Source organism: Streptomyces sp. NPDC021212, assembly GCF_044332925.1.
Taxonomy (GTDB): domain Bacteria; phylum Actinomycetota; class Actinomycetes; order Streptomycetales; family Streptomycetaceae; genus Streptomyces.
Window position 1 is genome coordinate 368,238 of the sequence record NZ_JBIRPZ010000009.1, and the last position, 18,114, is coordinate 386,351.

Annotated in this window: 18 protein-coding genes; 10 read left to right on the plus strand and 8 right to left on the minus strand. The window is 73.0% G+C overall.

The window, feature by feature from the left end; translation table 11 throughout:
* The first annotated feature begins 15 nt into the window (after positions 1 to 15).
* From ACH4SI_RS25545 to ACH4SI_RS25555, 3 genes are read left to right on the plus strand one after another with little or no spacing between them, the layout of a single operon-like run.
* On the plus strand, positions 16 to 588 hold the full coding sequence (locus tag ACH4SI_RS25545) for a GTP-binding protein (protein WP_398299506.1): 573 nt from the start codon (positions 16 to 18) through the stop codon (positions 586 to 588).
* Complete coding sequence (locus ACH4SI_RS25550) at positions 585 to 1,865, plus strand: cytochrome P450 (protein WP_398299341.1); 1,281 nt, start codon at positions 585 to 587, stop codon at positions 1,863 to 1,865. Before ACH4SI_RS25545 ends, ACH4SI_RS25550 begins: the two co-directional genes overlap by 4 nt.
* Positions 1,856 to 3,109, plus strand: a complete 1,254-nt coding sequence (locus ACH4SI_RS25555; RefSeq protein ID WP_398299343.1) for a cytochrome P450 — start codon at positions 1,856 to 1,858, stop codon at positions 3,107 to 3,109. The genes ACH4SI_RS25550 and ACH4SI_RS25555 overlap by 10 nt, the downstream gene beginning before the upstream one ends.
* A gap of 19 nt (positions 3,110 to 3,128) precedes the next feature.
* Here ACH4SI_RS25555 and ACH4SI_RS25560 read toward each other — a convergent pair whose 3' ends face one another.
* Positions 3,129 to 3,830, minus strand: a complete 702-nt coding sequence (locus ACH4SI_RS25560) for a pyridoxal 5'-phosphate synthase (protein WP_398299345.1) — start codon at positions 3,828 to 3,830, stop codon at positions 3,129 to 3,131.
* Positions 3,831 to 3,885: 55 nt separating this feature from the next.
* The gene (locus tag ACH4SI_RS25565; RefSeq protein WP_398299347.1) at positions 3,886 to 5,055 is read right to left on the minus strand and encodes a thiolase C-terminal domain-containing protein; all 1,170 of its coding nucleotides are present in this window, start codon (positions 5,053 to 5,055) and stop codon (positions 3,886 to 3,888) included.
* Positions 5,056 to 5,122: 67 nt separating this feature from the next.
* Here ACH4SI_RS25565 and ACH4SI_RS25570 point away from each other — a divergent pair, with 67 nt between their 5' ends.
* Entirely contained in the window at positions 5,123 to 6,322 is a 1,200-nt protein-coding gene (locus ACH4SI_RS25570) for an acyl-CoA dehydrogenase family protein (protein WP_398299349.1), read from the plus strand.
* Between the two features lie 17 nt (positions 6,323 to 6,339).
* Positions 6,340 to 6,816, plus strand: coding sequence for a nitroreductase/quinone reductase family protein (locus tag ACH4SI_RS25575; protein ID WP_398299351.1), 477 nt, complete (start codon positions 6,340 to 6,342; stop codon positions 6,814 to 6,816).
* A gap of 473 nt (positions 6,817 to 7,289) precedes the next feature.
* On the opposite strand, the gene ACH4SI_RS25580 is transcribed toward ACH4SI_RS25575, so the two are convergent.
* Positions 7,290 to 7,937 (minus strand): TetR family transcriptional regulator, encoded by a 648-nt coding sequence (locus ACH4SI_RS25580; RefSeq protein WP_398299353.1) that lies wholly within the window; start codon positions 7,935 to 7,937, stop codon positions 7,290 to 7,292.
* 355 nt (positions 7,938 to 8,292) lie between these two features.
* Between ACH4SI_RS25580 and ACH4SI_RS25585 the strand changes: the two genes are divergently transcribed.
* The 4 genes from ACH4SI_RS25585 to ACH4SI_RS25600 all read left to right on the plus strand — a co-directional run bounded on the left by ACH4SI_RS25585 (position 8,293) and on the right by ACH4SI_RS25600 (position 13,133).
* Positions 8,293 to 9,096 carry a VOC family protein gene (locus tag ACH4SI_RS25585; protein WP_398299355.1) on the plus strand — a complete coding sequence of 268 codons (804 nt, stop codon included), beginning with the start codon at positions 8,293 to 8,295 and terminating at the stop codon, positions 9,094 to 9,096.
* Positions 9,097 to 9,293: 197 nt separating this feature from the next.
* Entirely contained in the window at positions 9,294 to 11,906 is a 2,613-nt protein-coding gene (locus ACH4SI_RS25590; protein WP_398299357.1) for a serine/threonine-protein kinase, read from the plus strand.
* 97 nt (positions 11,907 to 12,003) lie between these two features.
* Positions 12,004 to 12,432: a hypothetical protein gene (locus ACH4SI_RS25595; RefSeq protein ID WP_398299359.1), complete on the plus strand. Its 429-nt coding sequence runs from the start codon at positions 12,004 to 12,006 to the stop codon at positions 12,430 to 12,432.
* Positions 12,433 to 12,551: 119 nt separating this feature from the next.
* Positions 12,552 to 13,133 (plus strand): hypothetical protein, encoded by a 582-nt coding sequence (locus ACH4SI_RS25600; RefSeq protein WP_398299361.1) that lies wholly within the window; start codon positions 12,552 to 12,554, stop codon positions 13,131 to 13,133.
* A gap of 1 nt (position 13,134) precedes the next feature.
* Here ACH4SI_RS25600 and ACH4SI_RS25605 read toward each other — a convergent pair whose 3' ends face one another.
* The 3 genes from ACH4SI_RS25605 to ACH4SI_RS25615 are packed head-to-tail and all read right to left on the minus strand — an operon-like array spanning position 13,135 to position 15,498.
* Positions 13,135 to 13,902 (minus strand): enoyl-CoA hydratase/isomerase family protein, encoded by a 768-nt coding sequence (locus tag ACH4SI_RS25605; RefSeq protein ID WP_398299363.1) that lies wholly within the window; start codon positions 13,900 to 13,902, stop codon positions 13,135 to 13,137.
* Complete coding sequence (locus ACH4SI_RS25610; protein ID WP_398299365.1) at positions 13,899 to 14,345, minus strand: Zn-ribbon domain-containing OB-fold protein; 447 nt, start codon at positions 14,343 to 14,345, stop codon at positions 13,899 to 13,901. Before ACH4SI_RS25610 ends, ACH4SI_RS25605 begins: the two co-directional genes overlap by 4 nt.
* A 7-nt stretch (positions 14,346 to 14,352) precedes the next feature.
* A complete protein-coding gene (locus ACH4SI_RS25615; RefSeq protein WP_398299367.1) occupies positions 14,353 to 15,498 on the minus strand; it encodes a lipid-transfer protein in 1,146 nt (381 codons plus the stop codon).
* A gap of 121 nt (positions 15,499 to 15,619) precedes the next feature.
* On the opposite strand from ACH4SI_RS25615, the gene ACH4SI_RS25620 reads away from it, so the two are divergent.
* Positions 15,620 to 17,221 carry a FadD3 family acyl-CoA ligase gene (locus ACH4SI_RS25620; RefSeq protein ID WP_398299369.1) on the plus strand — a complete coding sequence of 534 codons (1,602 nt, stop codon included), beginning with the start codon at positions 15,620 to 15,622 and terminating at the stop codon, positions 17,219 to 17,221.
* A 74-nt stretch (positions 17,222 to 17,295) separates the two neighbouring features.
* On the opposite strand, the gene ACH4SI_RS25625 is transcribed toward ACH4SI_RS25620, so the two are convergent.
* Positions 17,296 to 17,478 carry a hypothetical protein gene (locus tag ACH4SI_RS25625; RefSeq protein WP_398299371.1) on the minus strand — a complete coding sequence of 61 codons (183 nt, stop codon included), beginning with the start codon at positions 17,476 to 17,478 and terminating at the stop codon, positions 17,296 to 17,298.
* 220 nt (positions 17,479 to 17,698) lie between these two features.
* Positions 17,699 to 17,953, minus strand: a complete 255-nt coding sequence (locus ACH4SI_RS25630; protein ID WP_398299373.1) for a hypothetical protein — start codon at positions 17,951 to 17,953, stop codon at positions 17,699 to 17,701.
* Between the last annotated feature and the right edge of the window lie 161 nt (positions 17,954 to 18,114).

Sequence of the window (18,114 nt, forward strand, 5' to 3'; positions counted from 1 at the left end):
GATGTCGAGGCCCCGTTGAGCGATACGGCCCGTGACGCGGTGAAGATCGTGATCTGCGGCGGCTTCGGCGTCGGCAAGACGACCTTCGTGCGGGCCGTCAGCGAGATCGACCCGCTGACGACCGAGGCCGTGATGACCGAGAAGGGCGTGGGGGTGGACGAGGTGGCCGGGGTGGAGGGCAAGTCGGCCACCACGGTCGCCTTCGACTTCGGCCGGATCAGCGTCACCGAGGGGATCGTGACGTATCTCTTCGGCGCCCCCGGGCAGACCCGCTTCCGGTTCCTGTGGGACAACCTGTTCCTGGGCGCCTGGGGCGCGGTGGTCCTGGTGGACACCCGGCGGCTGGAGGACTCGTTCCCCGTCATCGACCACCTGGAGCGCAAGGGGATGCCGTTCGTCGTCGCCCACAACCGCTTCGACGACAGTCCGGAGCACACCCTGGACGCCGTACGCGGCGCGCTCGACCTCGCGGACGGGATACCGCTGGTCGCCTGCGACGCCCGCTCCCCATCCTCGGGCAAGGACGTCCTGGTGGCGCTGCTCGACCATCTCCACACCCTGTCCGCCGCCCAGGAGGCCGCTTCGTGACCGAACCCGCCGATCAGGACGCCCCCGCGCCGCCCGCCATCGAGCGGCCCGCGTCCCACCAGGACGCCGTGGAGCTGTTCGGCCCGCGCTTCCAGGACACGCCCGCCGAGGTGTACCGGGAACTGCGGAACACCTACGGACCCGTCGCCCCCGTGCTGCTTCCCGGCGACGTCCCCGCCTGGCTGGTCATCGGCTACCGCGAACTGCTGCGCGTCACCGAGAACACCAAGGTGTACGGGCGCGGTTCGGCCCGCTGGAAGCTGTGGCCGCAGATCCCGCCGGACTGGTCGCTGCGCCCCATGGTCGAGGACAACGGGTCGCTGCTGTACCGGGAGGGCGACGATCACCGCAGACGCGCCGGAGCGGTCGGATCCGCCCTCGAAGCGGTCGATCTCAATCAGATACAGGACGCCACCCAGTCGTTCGCGCAGGATCTGATCGAGAAGCTGAGCGAGGGCAGCCGGGCCGATCTGATCCCGGACTACGCCCATCCGCTGCCCGTGCTCGCCCTCAGCCGCGTCCTCGGCCTGTCCGACGCCGAGGGCGTCGCCCTGGTGAAGGCGATCAACGACATGGTCGACGGCGGCCCCGACGCCCTGCGCGCGCAGATCGAGGTGCGCGGCACGATGGAGCGGCTGGTGGCCCGCAAACGCCGCGGCCCCGGACCGGACACCACCTCCCGGATGCTCGCCGATCCCGCCGGCCTCACCGACCAGGAGGTGGTCGAGGACCTGATGGTCCTCACCCTCGCCGGACACCAGCCCTGCACGGACTGGATCGGCATGACCCTGTGGCTGCTGCTCACCGACCACGACTACGCCGCCGACATGGGCGGCGGCCGCCGCTCGGTCCGCCAGGCCATGCACCAGGTGCTGCGCGACCACACCCCGGTGCAGATCTTCGCGGGCCGCTTCACCACCCAGGACACCGTCCTCGGCGCGACCCGTATCCCGGCCGGGGACCTGGTGCTGCTCGGGCTCGCGGGGGCCAACACCGACCCCTATATACGTCCGCACGCGGCCGGGGCGGAGGGCCACAACGCCTACATGTCGTACAGCCACGGCGAACACCGGTGCCCGTACGCGGGGCAGTGGATCGCCGAGGTCGTCGCCCACACCGCCGTCGAGACGCTGCTGGAGCACCTGCCGGACGTGGAGCTGGCCGTGCCCGCGGACGAGCTGCGATGGCGTCCCTCGCCCTGGCTGCGCGGCCTGACCTCGCTGCCCGTCACCTACACACCCGCCCACTCATACACCGGAGGCTTCGGTTGGGACTGACAGAGGATCTGGGACCGACAGAGGATCGACCCTTAACTCTCGACCCGACGATCCGCACGTCCGCGGAGGAGAGCGAACTCCTCCACGCAGCCGGGCCGGTGGTCCGGGTGGAGCTGCCCGGCGGGGTGGCCGCCTGGGCCGTCACCCATGACGCGCCCGCGCGGGAGGTGATGCGCGACAGCCGCTTCGTGAAGGACATCGGCCAGTGGGGTGCCTGGACGCGCGGTGAGATCCCTCCGGACTGGCCGCTGATCGGCCTGGTCGACCTGGGGACCTCCCTGGTGAGCACGGACGGCGCCGAGCACCGGCGGCTGCGCCGCCCGGTCGCCCGGGAGTTCACCCCGCAGCGGGTGGAGTCGCTGCGCGGCCGCGTCGAGGAGATCACCCGCGGGCTGCTCGACCGTACGGAGCAGGCCGCCGCGGCGAAAAGCTCCGGCGGGGTGGTGGACCTCAAGGACACCTTCGCGTTCCCGCTGCCCATCACCGTGGTCGGCGAGCTGTTCGGCATGCCGGTCGAGTGGCACCGGCCGCTGCGGGAGCTGTACGACAACTTCTTCGACGACAAGGCCGCCCCCGAGACCGTCCACGCCACCCTGCAGGGGCTGGCCGGCTACATCGCCGAACTGGTGCGGCTCAAGCGCGACGAGCCCGGCGCCGACCTCACCAGCGCGCTGCTGTCCGAACTCGGCGACGAGCCGTCGGAGGAGGCCGTCGAGGAGCTGATCGCCACCATCCAGGTCATGATCACGGCCGGGCACGAGACCAGCGTCCACGCCATCGTGAACGCCGTACGGTCGCTGCTGGGCGACCCGGCACAGCTCGAACTCGTCCACAGCGGCCGCTACGGCTGGGACGACGTGGTCGAGGAGAGCCTGCGGCTGGACTCCCCGACGCTGAACTTCCTGTTCCGCTTCGCCACCGAGGACATCGAGGTCGCCGGAACCCTCGTCCGTAAAGGGGAGGGCGTGGTCATCTCCTACGGCGGCATGGGCCGCGACCGCGTCCAGCACGGCGCGGACGCCGACCGCTTCGACATCACCCGCCGCCCCCGGCACACCTCCTTCGGTCACGGCCCGCACAGCTGCCCGGGCTCCGCGCTCGCCCGGCTGGAGACCACCATCGCGCTGCGGGAACTCTTCGCCCGCTTCCCGGATCTACGGCTCGCCGACCCGGACGTGCCGCCGGAACGCTTCCCGTCGGTCATCGTCAACGGCCACCGGGACCTGCCGGTGCGGCTGGCCTGACGGGGCCGACCGGGAGGGTCTACGGCCAGAGCAACTCGCGCCGCCAGCCGCCGCGTTCCCCCGGGGCGCGGCGGTAGCGGAGCCGGACGTGCCGGCGCCGCGCCTCCTCCTGGTAGAACTCCACCTCGTCCGGCTCCAGGACGTACAACGTCCAGGTGGGCGCGGTGGCGTCCGGTTCGCGCCCGGCGCGGTCGTACGCGTCCGCGAAGGCCCGCTCCAGCTCCTCGTACGAACCGAGCACCGCGCTCTGCCGTCCCGCCCCGGCCAGCGCCGCCGCCAGCGCGGCGGGGGAGCGGCCGCGCAGGTCCGCCGCGCTCTCCTCGGCCCCGGCCTCCGTGACGCGCCCGCCGATCCGGACCTGGCGTCCGGTGCGCATCCAGTGGAAGCCCAGCGACGCGTACGGGCGCTCCGCCAGCTCGCGGCCCTTGCGGCTGGTGCGGTGGGTGCCGAAGTGCCAGCCGCGGGCATCGGCGTCGTGCAGCATCACCGTGCGCAGGGACGGCCGGCCGTCCGCGCCCGCGGTGGCGAGCATCATCGTGTGCGGGCCCGGTTCGCCGCCTTCGGCGGCCTCGCGCAGCCACCGCCGGAACAGCGGAAGCGGTGCGTCCGGGGCCTGGGCGGGGTCGCATACGGGAAGCTCGCCCGCGTGCGGGACGCGCAGGCCCCGCAGCAGCTCCCGGAAGGCCCGGTCCTCGGCCGATTCCTCAGGTACGTCGCTCATCGGGACCCCATCCGACCACCCGGCGCCGGTCCGGGCAAGCGCAAGCGCCCACCCGTCAGCCGCGCCCGAGCACCACCGTGCCGGAGGAGCAGAACCAGCCTCCCGTCCCCGAGGCCACGGCCAGCTCCGGCAGCCGCCCGCCCGCCTTGCGCACCTGCCGCGCCCCCGCCTCGCCGCGCAGCTGCCGTACCGCCTCGACCAGCAGGAACAGCCCGCGCATCCCGGGGTGGCAGGCGGACAGGCCGCCGCCGTCGGTGTTGACCGGAAGCGCGCCGCCGAGCGTCAGCCGCCCGCCGGACGCGAACGCGCCGCCCTCGCCCTTGGCACAGAAGCCGAGGTCCTCGAGGGTCACCAGGGTCATGTAGGTGAACGCGTCGTACAGCTCCGCCACATCGATCTCCGACGGCCGCACCCCCGCCCGCGCGAAGGCGTCGCGCCCGGAGGCCGCCGCGGGCGAGACGGTGAAGTCGTCCCACTCCGACATGGCGGAGTGCGAGACGGCGGTGCCCGAGCCCAGCACCCACACCGGGGGCCGGGCCGTGTCCGCGACGAGGTCCTCGGCCGCCAGCAGCACCGCGCAGCCGCCGTCCGAGCGGATGCAGCAGTGCAGTTTGGTGAAGGGGTCGGCGATCATCGGGCCGCTCAGTACGTCGTCGACCGTGATCGGTTCCCGGTACATCGCGTCCGGGTTGTGCGTGGCGTTGGCGCGTGCCTGTACGGCGATGTCCGCGAGCTGTTCGAGGGTGGTGCCGTACTCGTGCATATGGCGGCGCGCGGCCATCGCGTACTTGGCGACGAGGGTGTGGCCGTAACCCACCTCGAACTGGAGCGGTCCGCGCGCCCCGAAGGAGAGGTTCGCGGTCCGGCGGCCCGCCCGGATGTCGGCGCGGGCGGTCGAGCCGTAGACGAGGAGGACGGCGCGGGCGTGCCCGGCGGCGATGGCGTCCGCCGCGTGCGCCGCCATGACCTCCCAGGTGGCCCCGCCGACGGCGGTCGAGTCGGTCCAGCCGGGCCGCAGCCCCAGGTACTCGGCCACCTCCACGGGCGCCAGGGTGCCGAGCCCGGCCGAGGCGAAGCCGTCCACCACGGACCGGTCGAGGCCGGAGTCGGCGAGCGCCCGGCGGGCGGCCTGGGCGTGCAGCGCGTAGGGGGTGGGGCCGTCGACGCGGCCGCAGTCGGCGAGGGCGACGCCGACGACGGCGACCTTGCGAGGAGCAGGCGTCATACATCTGACGGTACATCAGATCAGGGGCTAGTATGACTGGTCGTCAGGAACGGGAGGTGCTGGTGCCATGGATGCCGTGATCGGCGAGGAGCAGGAGGAGATCCGGCGCACCCTGCGCGAGCTGCTGCGGGGGCGGTGCGGCGGCGACGAGGTCAAGGCCGCGGTCCGCACCGCCGCCGGATACGACCAGGCGCTGTGGGCCCGTCTCGCCCGGCGCCTTGGCCTCCCCGGGCTCGCCCTGCCCACGGCGTACGGCGGCGTCGGCTGCGGGCCCGTCGAGCTGGCGCTCGCCTGCGAGGAGACCGGGCGCGCGCTGCTGCCCTCGCCGCTGCTGGCCACCGCCGTGCTCGCCGCGCCCCTGATCGCCGCGCTCGGGACGGACGCGCAGCGCGCCGAGCTGCTGCCGCGGATCGCGGGCGGCGAGCTGACGGCGGCGCTCGCGGTGCCGGGCCGGGTGTTGTCCCGGGCGTTGGGTCTCGACCAGGAGGGCGACGGCCGTGTCGCGGCGGACTGGGCGGGCGGCGGGCGCGCGGGCGGCGTCCAGGCCCGGGCAGGGGGCGGCGGCTGGCGGCTGTACGGGCAGGTGGAACAGGTGCTCGACGGGCACAGCGCGCAGCTGCTGCTGGTCGCCGCCCGCGCCGGGGGCTATGCGCGCGGCCGCACCCTGGTCTTCGCCGTGCCGGCGGGGGCGGCCGGGCTGGTCCGCACCCGGCTGACCGCGCTGGACGAGACCCGGCCGCAGGCCCGTATCGAGCTGCGGGACGTCCCGGCCGAGCTGCTGGGCGAGGACGGCGCGGACGTGGCGGGCGCGCTGGCCGCGCTGGGCGGCCCGGCGGCGGCCGTCCTCGCCGCCGAGGCGGTGGGCGCGGCGGACGCGGCCCTCACCCGTACGGTCGACCACGTACGGACGCGGGAGCAGTTCGGCCGCCCGATCGGCTCCTTCCAGGCGGTCAAGCACCGGCTGGCCGATGTGTACGTCGCGGTCCAGGCGGCCCGCTCGGCGGCGTACTACGCGGCGTGGGCGGCCGACGGTCCGGAGGGCCGGGTCGCGGGCCCGCTGGCGCTCGCGGCCGCCCTGGAGGCGCAGCGGGCGGCCGCGGGGGAGGCCGTGCAGCTGCACGGCGGCATCGGCATCACCTGGGAGCACGACGCGCATCTGTACCTCAAACGGGCCGCCTCCGACGAGCTGCTCTTCGGCCCCGCCCACCGGCTGCGGGCGCGGGCGGCCGACCGGGACGGGCTGTTCGCCGCGGCGGTGACGGTCTGATGCCGCCGGGGGCCCGGATGACGCGACTCGTCCAGAAGGTGTCCTCGGGGCGCGCCTTCGCCCGGCTCGCCCCACACGTCGTCCCGGCCCTCGACCGCGCCGTCCACCGGCTGACCCGGGGCCGGGTGCTGCCGAGCGCGCGGATGCTGCCGGGGGTGATCCTCACGGCGCGCGGCGCGCGGTCCGGGCTGCCTCGCCGTACGCCGCTGGCCTGCATGCCGGAGGAGGGTGGCGGCTGGATCCTGGTCGGCAGCAACTTCGGCCGCCCCGGCCATCCGGCCTGGACCGCCAACCTGCTGCGCCACCCGGAGGCGGAGATCAGCTGGCAGGGCCGCGACATCCGAGTCCGGGCCCGGCTGCTGGAGGGGCCGGAGCGGGAGCGGGTCTGGTCGGCGGTGGTGGCCTTCTGGCCGCCGTACGAGAGCTATCAGGCGCGGGTGGAGCGCCGGATCCGGCTCTTCCGGCTGGAGCCGGTGGCCGGGCCGGAGATGTAAAGGGCCGTTGCGGCGCGCGGCACGGAGGCGGCCCCATGGAGCGCGGCGCGCACGCGGCGGCCTTGGGCCCCGGCGCCCCGGACCGGCGAGGACCTGAGCCGCGGGCGTCTACGAGGCGCGCCTCGGCCCGGCCGTTGCGTCGTGGCGGAGCCGGGTCGCCGCCATGCGGCGGCACCACCCACCGGACCGCCCGCGCCCCCGCCCCGTTCCGGGTACGCAAAACCCAGCCCCTCCGGCGTTTGAGGAGCGGGGTTCGGGGCGGAGCCCCAGCCGGGTCCGGGGCGGAGCCCCGGCGGGGGTGTGGGGGCGGAGCCCCCACGGGAAAACGGCCACGGCGGACCACTCGGGTTGAGTGGTCCGCCGTGACATGACAGGACGTGCTGGCCCGCCCACCCGGGCCCGGCCGGCGTCGGCGCGCGGATGTGCGCGGGGGCGCGTACGAGCGCGCGGGCGCCGCGGTGAGCGCCGTAGCGCTACTTCGGCGGCTTGCGGCCCGTGATCCCCAGATGCACGAGCAGCGCCAGGCTCGGCTTCAGGTCGGCCTGCTTGACGCCCCAGGTCTGGAACCCCTTCTGATGGGAGGAGACCGCCGCCAGCATCGCGACGAGCGAGCCCGCCACGGCGGCCGGCTGGACGTCCTTGTCGTAACGCCCCTTGGACTGAAGCTCCTTGATGGCGTCCGTCAGGGAGTTGGTGACGGAGTTGAGGATCTTCATGCGGATCTTGTAGAACCGCTTGTCCCCCTCGGCCGCGCCGAGGTCGACCACGCGCAAAATGGCGTCGTGTTTGCGCCAGAAGGAGAGAAAGCCGTCGACCAGCTCGTCGGCCGCCGTGGCGCCGGACTTGCCGACCCAGGTGCGACCGGCGACCAGTTCGGTCAGGCCCGCGCCCTCCTTGGCCATCTCCTCGGCGATCTCGAGGACGGCGCCCTCCACATCGGGGAAGTACTGGTAGAAGGTCGCCGGTGAGGTGCCTGCCTTACGGGCGACATCGATGACTTTGACGTCTCGGTACGGGGATGTGCTGAGCATCTCGCCGAGGCAGTCGAGCAGCTTCTGCCGCGTCGCCTGCCCGCGACGACCGGCCACCCGACCGTCGACGGTGCGTACTTGTCCTGTCATGCCGTCAGCTTACCGAGGGGTGATCGAAGCGCGATTCGACTGCGTGCAAATGGGGTTCGTACGGGATGAGAGGGTTTGTGCGCCCTCCTCAGCCGCTCGGAATGGCTGATTCCAGCCCCCTCCGAAGGCCCCTCGCGCGTCGTCAAGCCCTCAACGACCGCTCAGCCAGGCGGGTGAATCGTGTTATCAACAGGCTGTGGATAAAAAGCGTGGATGACCCGGCAGGGGGCTGGTGACGCGAGCCAAGGATTGGCCAAATATTTCGACTTTCGGAGCGGGCATTCGGTGCGCTCCCCCGTTAGCGTGGCAAATGCGGTAAAGGCCGTGAACAGGAGGACGCGGGAGGACTCGGGTCATGGTCGCATGCGCGGAAGGCGTGCCCTGCTGGGTGGACGCGATGCTGCCCGACGTCGCGGCGGGCCGCCGCTTCTACGGCGAGCTGTTCGGCTGGACCTTCGCCGAGGGCAGCGCGGGCTACCGCCCGTACGTCTGGGCCCGGCTCGGCGGGAAGGACGTCGCGGCGCTGGTCCCCAAGTCCGACGGCCGGATGCCCACCGTCTGGAACGTCTACCTGGCCACCGGGGACGCCGCCGCGGCCACCGCCCGGATCCGCGAGGCGGGCGGCCGGGTGATCGTCGCGCCCCGGTGGATCGACGACCTGGGCGTCATGGCGACGGCCGCCGACCCGGGCGGCGCGGTCTTCGGCCTCTGGCAGACCGGCAGCCACCCCGGGTTCGCCCGCCGGGGCGAACCCGGCAGCTACGGCTGGACCGAGGTCCACACCCGGGAGCCGCGCGTGGTGGACGCCTTCTACCGGACGGTCTTCGGGTACGAGGCGCAGTTGGGCCCGGGCCTCCTGCTGTGGTCGCCGCGCGGCGAGCCCGCCGGCCCCGGCCACGCCGTCGCCGGGCGGGTCGTGATCGGTGAGGGGCCCCCGGCCGAACTGCCCGCGCACTTCCTGACGTACTTTGTGGTGGCAGACTGCGATCATGTGTCGCGTACGGCCCAACGGCTGGGCGGGCGGGTCCTCAATGGGCCCGAAGATACGCCGTACGGGCGTTTCGCGGTCCTTGCGGACAATCAGGGCGCGCATTTCGCGGTCATCGACACCTCGTCGGCGGTCTCCGGAACAGGGGAGAACGGGGCGGGGCGGGGCTGAGAGCGGTCCATCGGCCGGGCGGTCGAACGGGACGGGCTCCGGCTCCGTATCGCCCGATGACACGACGAATTGCCCCCGGGTTCGCAACCGCCGCCTTCGCCAGAGAGAATGCAGGATGCGTGCCGCCGGTTGGTTTGTCGGTGAGACGCTGCACGGGGCTGTATTTTTTCAAGCCCCCACGGGGAGGTGGCAGGCAAGTGGTGGAGCAGCTGACGCAGCACGATCCGAGGCGGATCGGTCCCTTCGAGGTGCTGGGCCGGCTTGGCGCGGGCGGCATGGGGCTCGTCTATCTGGCACGTTCGGCGTCCGGCCGACGGGTCGCGATCAAGACGGTCCGGACCGAGCTGGCCGAGGACCAGTTGTTCCGCGTCCGCTTCACCCGCGAGGTGGAGGCGGCCCGCGCGGTCAGCGGTTTCTACACGGCCGCGGTGGTGGACGCCGATCCGCGCGCCGCGGTGCCCTGGCTGGCCACGGCCTACGTCCCCGCGCCCTCCCTCGAGGAAATAGTCAATGAGTGCGGGCCGATGCCGGCCCAGGCGGTGCGCTGGCTGGCGGCCGGGGTCGCCGAGGCGCTGCAGTCCATCCACGGCGCGGGCCTGGTCCACCGGGATCTGAAGCCGTCGAACGTGCTGGTGGTCGAGGACGGACCGCGCGTGATCGACTTCGGTATCGCCTCGGGCGTCTCCAACACCCGGCTGACGATGACCAACGTCGCCGTGGGCACGCCCGCCTACATGTCGCCCGAGCAGGCGCGCGACTCGCGCAGCGTGACGGGCGCCAGCGACATCTTCTCGCTCGGCTCCACCCTGACCTTCGCGGCCACCGGACACGCCCCCTTCCACGGCGCGAACCCGGTCGAGACCGTGTTCATGCTGCTGCGCGAGGGACCGGACCTGACCGGGCTGCCGGACGAGCTGCGCCCCCTCATCGAGTCGTGCATGCAGATGGAGGCCGACCGGCGGCCGTCCCCGGCCGATTTGCAGTCGCAGCTGGCCCCGCACCTGTTCGCCTCCAACGCCGACGACAGCGGTACGGCTTCGGCGTGGCTGCCGGGCGGTGCGGTCGCGCTCATCGAGCGCAAGCGCAGCGGGCGCAACCAGGTGGCCCGCTCCTCGCGGCCCGCGTCCCGCCCCTCCGGGGGCGGCGGGAGCGGAAGCCCGGCGTCCGCGCCGCTGCCGCCCGAGCGGCCGCCCACACCGTCCTCGTACGCCCCCGCCGCGGGCGGCGGGCGGCACGGGGCGCCCGCCGGAGCGGGCGGCTGGGAGCCGGTCGGCGCGGGCGATCCGCGCGGCGGCCTGCGCGCGCCCGACGCGGGCGCGCCGTCGAACGCGCTCAGCGCCATCGGCCCCGGGCGGCACGCCGCGCCGTCCGCGTCGCCGCCCGCGCCCGCCCCCTCCGCGAGCGCCCCGGCCCCGGCCCCGGCACCCGCCCCGCTGACCACCGGGACCGACGGGCCGGTCCGGCTGCACAACTCCCAGGTGGCCATCGGCCCCGGGCTGCGCGCCGCCGACGCGCGCGACCAGCAGCCGCGGCACGACACCGGCCCCGCCACGGGCTGGGTGCGGCCGCCCGGCGGGATGACCACCGGCGGGGGCGAGGCCGCCGCCACGGGCGCCGTCCCGCCGCCCTCCCACTCCCCGGCCACCGACGCGACCGAGCCGCCGGGCCACGGCCGCTGGCGCCCCTGGCGGTTCCGTATGTCGAACGACGTCTGGGGCACCCCGGCCGTCGCCGGGGATCTGCTCTACGTGACCTCGTTCGAGGTGCACGCGCTGGATGTGGGCACCGGGCGGCGGCAGTTCAAGACCCGCGACGTGGCCTGGGCGATGGCGGTGGAGGGCGGCCGTATCCACGCCTCCGACGGCCCCACCCTCTACGCGCTGGACGCGACGGACGGCTCCGAGCGGTGGCGGCTGTCCACGGACGGCTGGGTCTACTCGCTCAAGGTCGATCGCGGCACGGTCGTCACCGGCACCCGCGGCGGCGGTGTCCAGGCGTGGGAGGCGGCCAGCGGCGAGCTGCTGTGGGAGATGCAGGGCGTCCAGACCGACTTCGAGACGCCCGAGTCCGGTCCGGCCGTGCACGAGGGCACGGTGTTCGTGTGGTCGGACGCCCGGCTGCGCGCCCTGGAGGCGCGTACGGGCGCGGAGCGCTGGTCCTACCCGGTCGGCGACACGGCCTCCTGCGGCGGTGTGCCGCTGCGGCTGCTCCCGGCGCCCGACGGGGTCGTGTACGTCTCGGCCGGCACCCGGGTGCTGGCCATCGACATCGCCCGCGGGGAGGTGCGGTGGCGTTTCGAGGCGCCCGCCGTCTTCCTGAGCGCCCCGGCGTACGCGCCGGGGCCCGCGGTGACCGGCGGCGGTGTCTACATCGCCGACTACCTGGGCACGGTCTACGCCCTCGACGCCGCAGGCGGCCGCGACCGCTGGCGCATCGCCACCGAGGCGCGCGGCTCGATCGAACCGGTCCTGGTGGCCGACGGCTCCGTCCACCTGGGCAGCGGCAGCGCGCTCTACACGCTCGACGCGGTCACGGGCACCCCCAAGTGGCGCTTCGCGGCGGGCGGCGAGGTCATCGGCTCCCCGGTCGTCGCCGACGGCCGCGTCCACTTCGGCTCGGCCGACCACTGCCTCTACACGGTCGACGCGGCGGGCGGCCAGCTCCGCTGGAAGCTGGCCACGGGCGGCGAGATCACCGGCTCGCCGGTGGCGGCGGGCGGTGTGGTGTACGCGTGCAGCAAGGACCGCTGTGTGTACGCGCTGGACGCGGTCAAGGGCACCGGCCAGTCCCGCCCCTCGGCCCGCGCGTGATGATCGTGTACCTGACAATCCCTGCTACGGTGCCGCGTGTTCACTGACCTCCCGGGCATACGGGAGGCCGATGCATCTACGGGGGATGTGTTTCATCATGCGAAGGGGTCTGCGGTTCAGCGCCGTGCTCATGGTGGTGCTGGTGGCTCTCACCGGGTTCAAGAGCAAGTCCCGCGGAAGCCATGGGCGCGACGGAGGCGGCTGCTCCAGCTCCGGCTCGCATCAGTCCGGTTCCGGGTCCGGGTCCGGTTCCACGGGCGCGTCGTCGAAGGAGCCGAAGGCAACCGTCGTCAGCTGCGCCGGCCGCGGCAACCCGGCCGCCAAGGTGAAGGTGCGCAACCGCGTGGGCTCGTCCGCGGAGTACGTCGTCCACATGAACTTCGAGGACAAGACCGGCCGTGCGGTGACCGTGGGGAGCGCGAAGGTACACGTCTCCGGGTGGGAGACCGCGACGGTCCAGGTGCCGATGGACGAACCCGGATCGGCCGCGGACGTCGCGCGATGTGAGGTCGTCTCCGTCCTCTGAGCGGCCGTCACCCGAGCCCGAGGTGACTTTGGGGTAGGTACCCCCGTTGGCTATGGTGGCGTGCACTTGTCAACCACTCAAGGTTGGCCTGATTGAGGCTTTTCCACGGGGGTAATTCCATGCAACGCCGTTCCTCGCGCCTGCTTGCCGTCTCGCTGGTCGGAGTCATCGCGCTCACCGGGTCGCTCACCGCATGCGGAAAGAAGAAGAGCCACGGTCTCGGAGGGGGCGACAGCGGATTCGTCTCCGGGGGTACCGGCGGCGGCGACGAGCCCGCGTCCGGCCCGAGCGGGCTGTCCAGCGACATTCCCACCGATCTGCCGAGCGGGCCCTCGGACCTGCCGTCGTACGGCTCCCCGACCACGTCGGACCCGTACTCCTACTCCGCGCCGCCCACCTACAACCCGGACGCGACCAGCGAGACGAGCGGCACCAACTGCCGCTACGACCAGTCGACCAGCCAGTTCAAGTACGACGTGACGGTCACCAACACCGACGCCACCCGCAGCTTCCGCTACTCGGTCAGCACCAAGTGGAACGACTACGCGGACGACGGGCTGCTCGGCTACGACAGCCAGGACGTGACCGTACTGCCCGGCCAGAGCGAGACGTTCACGGCCACCGCGAGCTACACGATCACCAAGCGCACGCAGTACACCTGCCAGATCAGCCTGTCCAGCAAGTCGCCCACCAGCAGCTGAGTCACCGCGTACGGAAGCCGGGCGTGCGGGCCGCGAAGAGCGCGGCCTGCGCGTCCGGCGGCCGGTTCCCCAGGGCGATCAGCTGCGGGGCCCGGGCGAGCGCCTGCGTCAGCGCCGCCTCCTTCGCCGCCCACACCGCCCGCACGGTCCCCTGGACCGCCTCCGTCGGGTACGACGCGATGACGGCGGCGGCCCGCACCGCGGCCGCGACCGCCTCGCCCCGCGGCACCACCTCGCTGACCAGCCCCGTCTCATACGCCCGCCGCGCGGAGACCCGCTCGGCCGTCCCCATCAGCGCCATCCGCGCGACCTCCCCGGCGGGCATGCGCTGCGCCATGTAGACGGCCTCGTACGCGCTCACCATCCCGTAGGAGGTGTGCGGGTCGAAGAAGGTCGCGGTCTCGTCGGCGACGATGAACTCGGCCTCGCCCAGCAGATAGAACGCCCCGCCGCACGCCATCCCGCCCACGGCCGCCACGACCGGCTTCCACAGGTCGTTCGCCTTGGGGCCGATGTCCCGCAGTGGATCGTCCATCGCGTACGGCGACGGTGGCTGCGGGACCGTGACCGAGCGGTCGATCCCGGTGCAGAACGCCCGCTCGCCCGCCCCGGTGAGCACCACGGCCCGCACCGACTCGTCCCCGCGCAGCCGCCGCCACACGGCGACCAGTTCGGCGGCCGCCGCCAGGTCGATGGCGTTGTGGCGCTCGGGCCGGTCCAGGGTGACGACCGCGACCCCATCGTCCTGGGCTTCGGTGCGGACCGTCATGGCCGCTCCAGCAGCCAGCGCACCACGGTGGGCCCGTCCGGCATCCGGTGGAAGACGGCCCGCACCGGCGCCCCGATCCGTATCCGCTCCGGGTCGACGGAGTCGAGCGCGGCGTCGGCGGACTCGACCAGGTTGCCCACGAGCCGGATCCGCGGGGCCTCGGCCAGTTCGACGAGGATGACGTTGTACGGGGCCTGCGCCGCGTAGGCGGGCAGCAGCGGCGGATGCGGCAGGACGTACGACCAGATCCGGCCACGCCCACTCGTCCTCGTCCACAGGCTGTCGAAGGACTGGCAGTGCGGGCAGCAGGGCCGGGGCGGGAAGCGCGGTTCGCGGCAGCCGGTGCAGGTCTGGACGCGCAGCTCGCCGCGGGCGGCGTAGTCGAAGAAGGGCGCGCCGTCCTCGTCGGGCACGGGCCGCAGCAGCTCGTTCAGTGTGCTCATCCGTGGGTCAACTCCTCAGCAGCAGGGCCGATGTGGGGACCCCCTCGCCCGCCGTGACCAGGCAGGTGCGGGCGTCGGGGACCTGGGCGGTGCTGGTTCCGCGCAGCTGTCTGACCCCCTCGGTGATGAGGTTGAAGCCGTGTACGTACGCCTCGCTCAGCCCGCCCCCGCCGGTGTTGAGCGGCAGCCGTCCGCCCAGTTCCAGCGCGCCGCCCTCGGTGAAGGCGGCGCCCTCGCCGCGCCCGCAGAAGCCGTAGCCCTCCAGGGACAGCGGGATCAGCGGGGTGAACGCGTCGTAGATCTGCGCCACGTCGACATCCTGCGGACCGAAGTCGGCGGTTTTCCACAGCCTGCGGGCGGCGGTCCAGGAGGGGCCGGTGAGCGGGTCGTCGTTCCAGTAGTTGACCATCCCGTGGTGCTGCGCGGGCAGCCCCTGGGCGGCGGAGTGGACGTACACGGGCCGGCGGGCGCAGTCGCGTGCCCGCTCGGCGGAGACGACGACGCAGGCCAGCGCGCCGTCCGTCTCCAGGCAGTTGTCGAACAGGCAGAGCGGTTCGCTGATCCAGCGGGCGGTCATGTACATCTCGCGGGTCAGCGGCCGTTCGTACATCATCGCGGCGGGGTTCTGGTTGGCGCGGTTGCGGCAGGCCAGCGCGACGTTGAAGAGGTGGTCGCGGGTGGCGCCGTACTCGTGCATGTAGCGGCGCGCCAGCAGCCCGATCTCGTCGGCGGGCCGCAGCAGCCCGTACGGCCGGGTCCACTGGGCGGGGGTGGGCAGCTGGACGCGGGTGTTGGTCCAGGGCCGGGGCCCGCTGCCGCGCTTGCGGGAGCGCCAGGCCACACCGACGCCGGCCTGCCCGGTGGCGATCGCGGCGGCCAGATGCGCGACGGTCGCGCAGGAACCGCCGCCCCCGTAGCCGACCTTGCTGAAGAAGGTGACGTCGCCCGCTCCGATCGCCTTGGCGACCTCGACCTCGTCGGTCTCCTCCATGGTGTACGAGGCGAAGGCGTCCACCTCGGAGGGGGCGATTCCGGCGTCGTCCAGCGCGGCCAGGATGGCGCGGCAGGCGAGGCTCTTCTCGGATTCGGGGAGGCGTTTGGCGAACGGGGTCTGGCCGATGCCGACGATCGCCGTCGCGTCCTTCAGGCCCATGGCCACCTCCGTACGTCGCGGTCACCGGTGCTGACAGCGGGGAAGGCTAGCGCTAATCTGACGCAGTGTCAGTTTTAGATACACGCGCAACTGAAATTTGGCGCCCGGCGGGAGACATCTCATGGCTCAGTGGCAGACCATCCCGGCGCTGATACGGTCCGCCGCCGAGCGCTACGGCGAGGCCATCGAGGCCGTGGTCGAGGGCCGCGCCCGGATCTCGTACGCCGAACTCGGCACCCGTATCGAACGCGCCGCGGCCGCGTGCGTCGCCTCCGGCGTCGAGCGGGGCGACCGGGTCGCGATCTGGGCGCCCAACACCACCGACTGGATCGTGGCGGCCCTCGGCGCGGTCACCGCGGGCGGGGTCCTCGTCCCGGTCAACACCCGCTTCAAGGGTGCGGAGGCGGCGTACGTCCTGCGGCGCACCCGGGCCACCCACCTGTTCATCACCGGCACCTTCCTGGGCGCCTCCTACGTGGCATCGCTGCGCCGGGCGGCGGAGCGGGGGCCCGGCCAGGGGGTTCCGCTGCCGGGGCTGCCCTATCTGCGCGAGGTGATCGTCCTCGCCGGGGACGCGCCCGAGGACTTCCGCACCTGGAAGGACTTCCTGGCGGCGGGCGAGTCCGTGCCGCCGGACGCCGTACGGGCCCGGGCCGACTCCGTGCGCCCGGGAGACCTCTCCGACATCACCTTCACCTCCGGCACCACGGGCGACCCCAAGGGCGTGGTGATCACCCACGCGCAGACCCTGCGGGTCTACGACACCTGGAGCGAGGTGACGGGGCTGAGGCACGGAGACCGCTATCTCATCGTCAACCCGTTCTTCCACACCTTCGGCTACAAGGCGGGGATCATCGCGTGCCTGATGCGCGGCGCGACGATGGTGCCGCAGCCGGTCTTCGACGTGGACACCGCGCTCACCCGCATCGCCGCCGAGCGCATCAGCGTGCTGCCCGGCCCGCCCACCCTGCATCAGGCGATCCTCGACCATCCGGCGCGCGACGCCCATGACCTGTCCACGCTGCGCCTGGTCGTCACCGGCGCCGCCGTCGTCCCGCTGGAGCTGGTGGAGCGGCTGCGTTCCGAACTGCGCGTCAACACCGTGCTGACGGCGTACGGCCTGACGGAGGCGTCCGGCACCGTCACCATGTGCCGCCGGGGCGATCCGCCGGAGACCATCGCCGCGACCTCGGGCCACGCCATCCCGGACACCGAGATCGCGGTCGTGAGCCCACAGGGCGACCCGCGCCCGCCGGGCACTCCCGGCGAGGTCCGGGTCCGCGGGTATCACGTGATGCGCGGCTACTTCGAGGACCCGGTCGCCACCGCCCGCGCCATCACCCCGGACGGCTGGCTGCGGACGGGCGACATCGGCGTCCTCGACGCGGACGGCAATCTGCGGATCACCGACCGCATCAAGGACATGTTCATCGTGGGCGGCTTCAACGCCTATCCCGCCGAGATTGAGCAACTCCTCGCCCGCCACCCCGACATCGCCGATGTCGCCGTCGTCGGCGTCCCGGACGCCCGCCTCGGCGAGGTCGCCAAGGCCTTCGTGGTCCGCCGCCCGTCGTCCCCCCTGACCGCCGACGACCTGATCGCCTGGTCCCGCCGCGAAATGGCCAACTACAAGGTGCCGCGGCACGTGGAGTTCCTGCCCGAACTGCCGCGCAACGCGAGCGGCAAGGTGCTCAAGCGCCACTTGCGGGGGCGCCGGGCCTGAAACGCCCGAAACGACGGCGTGGGGTCGAGCCGCAGCGGCTCGACCCCACGCCGGAGGTGTTCGGCGGCCCGTGGTCAGCCGGCGGCGTCGCTGCCCTGGAGGGCCCCGGAGACGGGCTGGGGACTGTCCGGGTGGGCGTCCTGCGTGGTGGCCGTCGTACGGTCCGGATGGGCGTCGGCCAGCGCGGGAGCCGCGGTGCCGGCGGCTATCGCTGCCGCGAAGGCGAAGGAGACGAGGGCCTTCTTCGAGTAGGTCATACCAACTCCTGAAGCTGCACGGGCGTTTGCTGAGTGAAACGCACGATTATTGATATGTGAATAAGTGTTCGATGAAAATGACTTGAAGTGTTCGGTAAATGGCGCAAGCGGCGACATGTGCGACTCACTACGGCAAGGGCCGGTGTTGGTGGCCTCCCCTCCGGTCCACCAACACCGGCCCCCCGCCTTGCCGTGCTCCGTCGGCGGTGGCCGACGGTCGTTACTTGGTGCCGCTGTCCGGGTGGCTGTCCGCCTGGAGCGGCTTCGCGCTGTCCGGGTGGCTGTCGAGCCTGCCGATCTCCGCCCCGTCCGGGTGGCTGTCGGCCTTGAACGGCGACGGGCTGTCCGGGTGGCTGTCGAGCGTGCCGATGCCCACGCCGTCCGGGTGGCTGTCGGCCTTGAGCGGTGACGGGCTGTCCGGGTGGCTGTCGAGCGGCCGGTAGGCGTCGGACGTGGGCTTCTTGTCCTCACTCACGAGGATCAACTCCATCGAACTCGGTCGGTTGGGGTGCACAACGCCCGTCCGGCGACTCCCCCGTGGGTCGCCGGACGGGCACACAAGGCCGCTCACCAACGAGGCAAGGAGTGGCCTCTACACCGACCCGTCTGCCCCCCGCGGGGACGGATCGACAGCAA

Excerpts from the sequence above, each read along its gene's own strand:
- ACH4SI_RS25560 (WP_398299345.1), bottom strand. The coding sequence starts at position 3,830 with ATGAGCGACGTACCTGAGGAATCGGCCGAGGACCGGGCCTTCCGGGAG.
- ACH4SI_RS25600 (WP_398299361.1), top strand. The coding sequence starts at position 12,552 with ATGCAACGCCGTTCCTCGCGCCTGCTTGCCGTCTCGCTGGTCGGAGTC.
- ACH4SI_RS25580 (WP_398299353.1), bottom strand. The coding sequence starts at position 7,937 with ATGACAGGACAAGTACGCACCGTCGACGGTCGGGTGGCCGGTCGTCGC.
- ACH4SI_RS25620 (WP_398299369.1), top strand. The coding sequence starts at position 15,620 with ATGGCTCAGTGGCAGACCATCCCGGCGCTGATACGGTCCGCCGCCGAG.
- ACH4SI_RS25610 (WP_398299365.1), bottom strand. The coding sequence starts at position 14,345 with ATGAGCACACTGAACGAGCTGCTGCGGCCCGTGCCCGACGAGGACGGC.
- ACH4SI_RS25595 (WP_398299359.1), top strand. The coding sequence starts at position 12,004 with ATGCGAAGGGGTCTGCGGTTCAGCGCCGTGCTCATGGTGGTGCTGGTG.
- ACH4SI_RS25585 (WP_398299355.1), top strand. The coding sequence starts at position 8,293 with ATGGTCGCATGCGCGGAAGGCGTGCCCTGCTGGGTGGACGCGATGCTG.
- ACH4SI_RS25570 (WP_398299349.1), top strand. The coding sequence starts at position 5,123 with ATGGATGCCGTGATCGGCGAGGAGCAGGAGGAGATCCGGCGCACCCTG.
- ACH4SI_RS25615 (WP_398299367.1), bottom strand. The coding sequence starts at position 15,498 with ATGGGCCTGAAGGACGCGACGGCGATCGTCGGCATCGGCCAGACCCCG.
- ACH4SI_RS25605 (WP_398299363.1), bottom strand. The coding sequence starts at position 13,902 with ATGACGGTCCGCACCGAAGCCCAGGACGATGGGGTCGCGGTCGTCACC.
- ACH4SI_RS25575 (WP_398299351.1), top strand. The coding sequence starts at position 6,340 with ATGACGCGACTCGTCCAGAAGGTGTCCTCGGGGCGCGCCTTCGCCCGG.
- ACH4SI_RS25565 (WP_398299347.1), bottom strand. The coding sequence starts at position 5,055 with ATGACGCCTGCTCCTCGCAAGGTCGCCGTCGTCGGCGTCGCCCTCGCC.
- ACH4SI_RS25625 (WP_398299371.1), bottom strand. The coding sequence starts at position 17,478 with ATGACCTACTCGAAGAAGGCCCTCGTCTCCTTCGCCTTCGCGGCAGCG.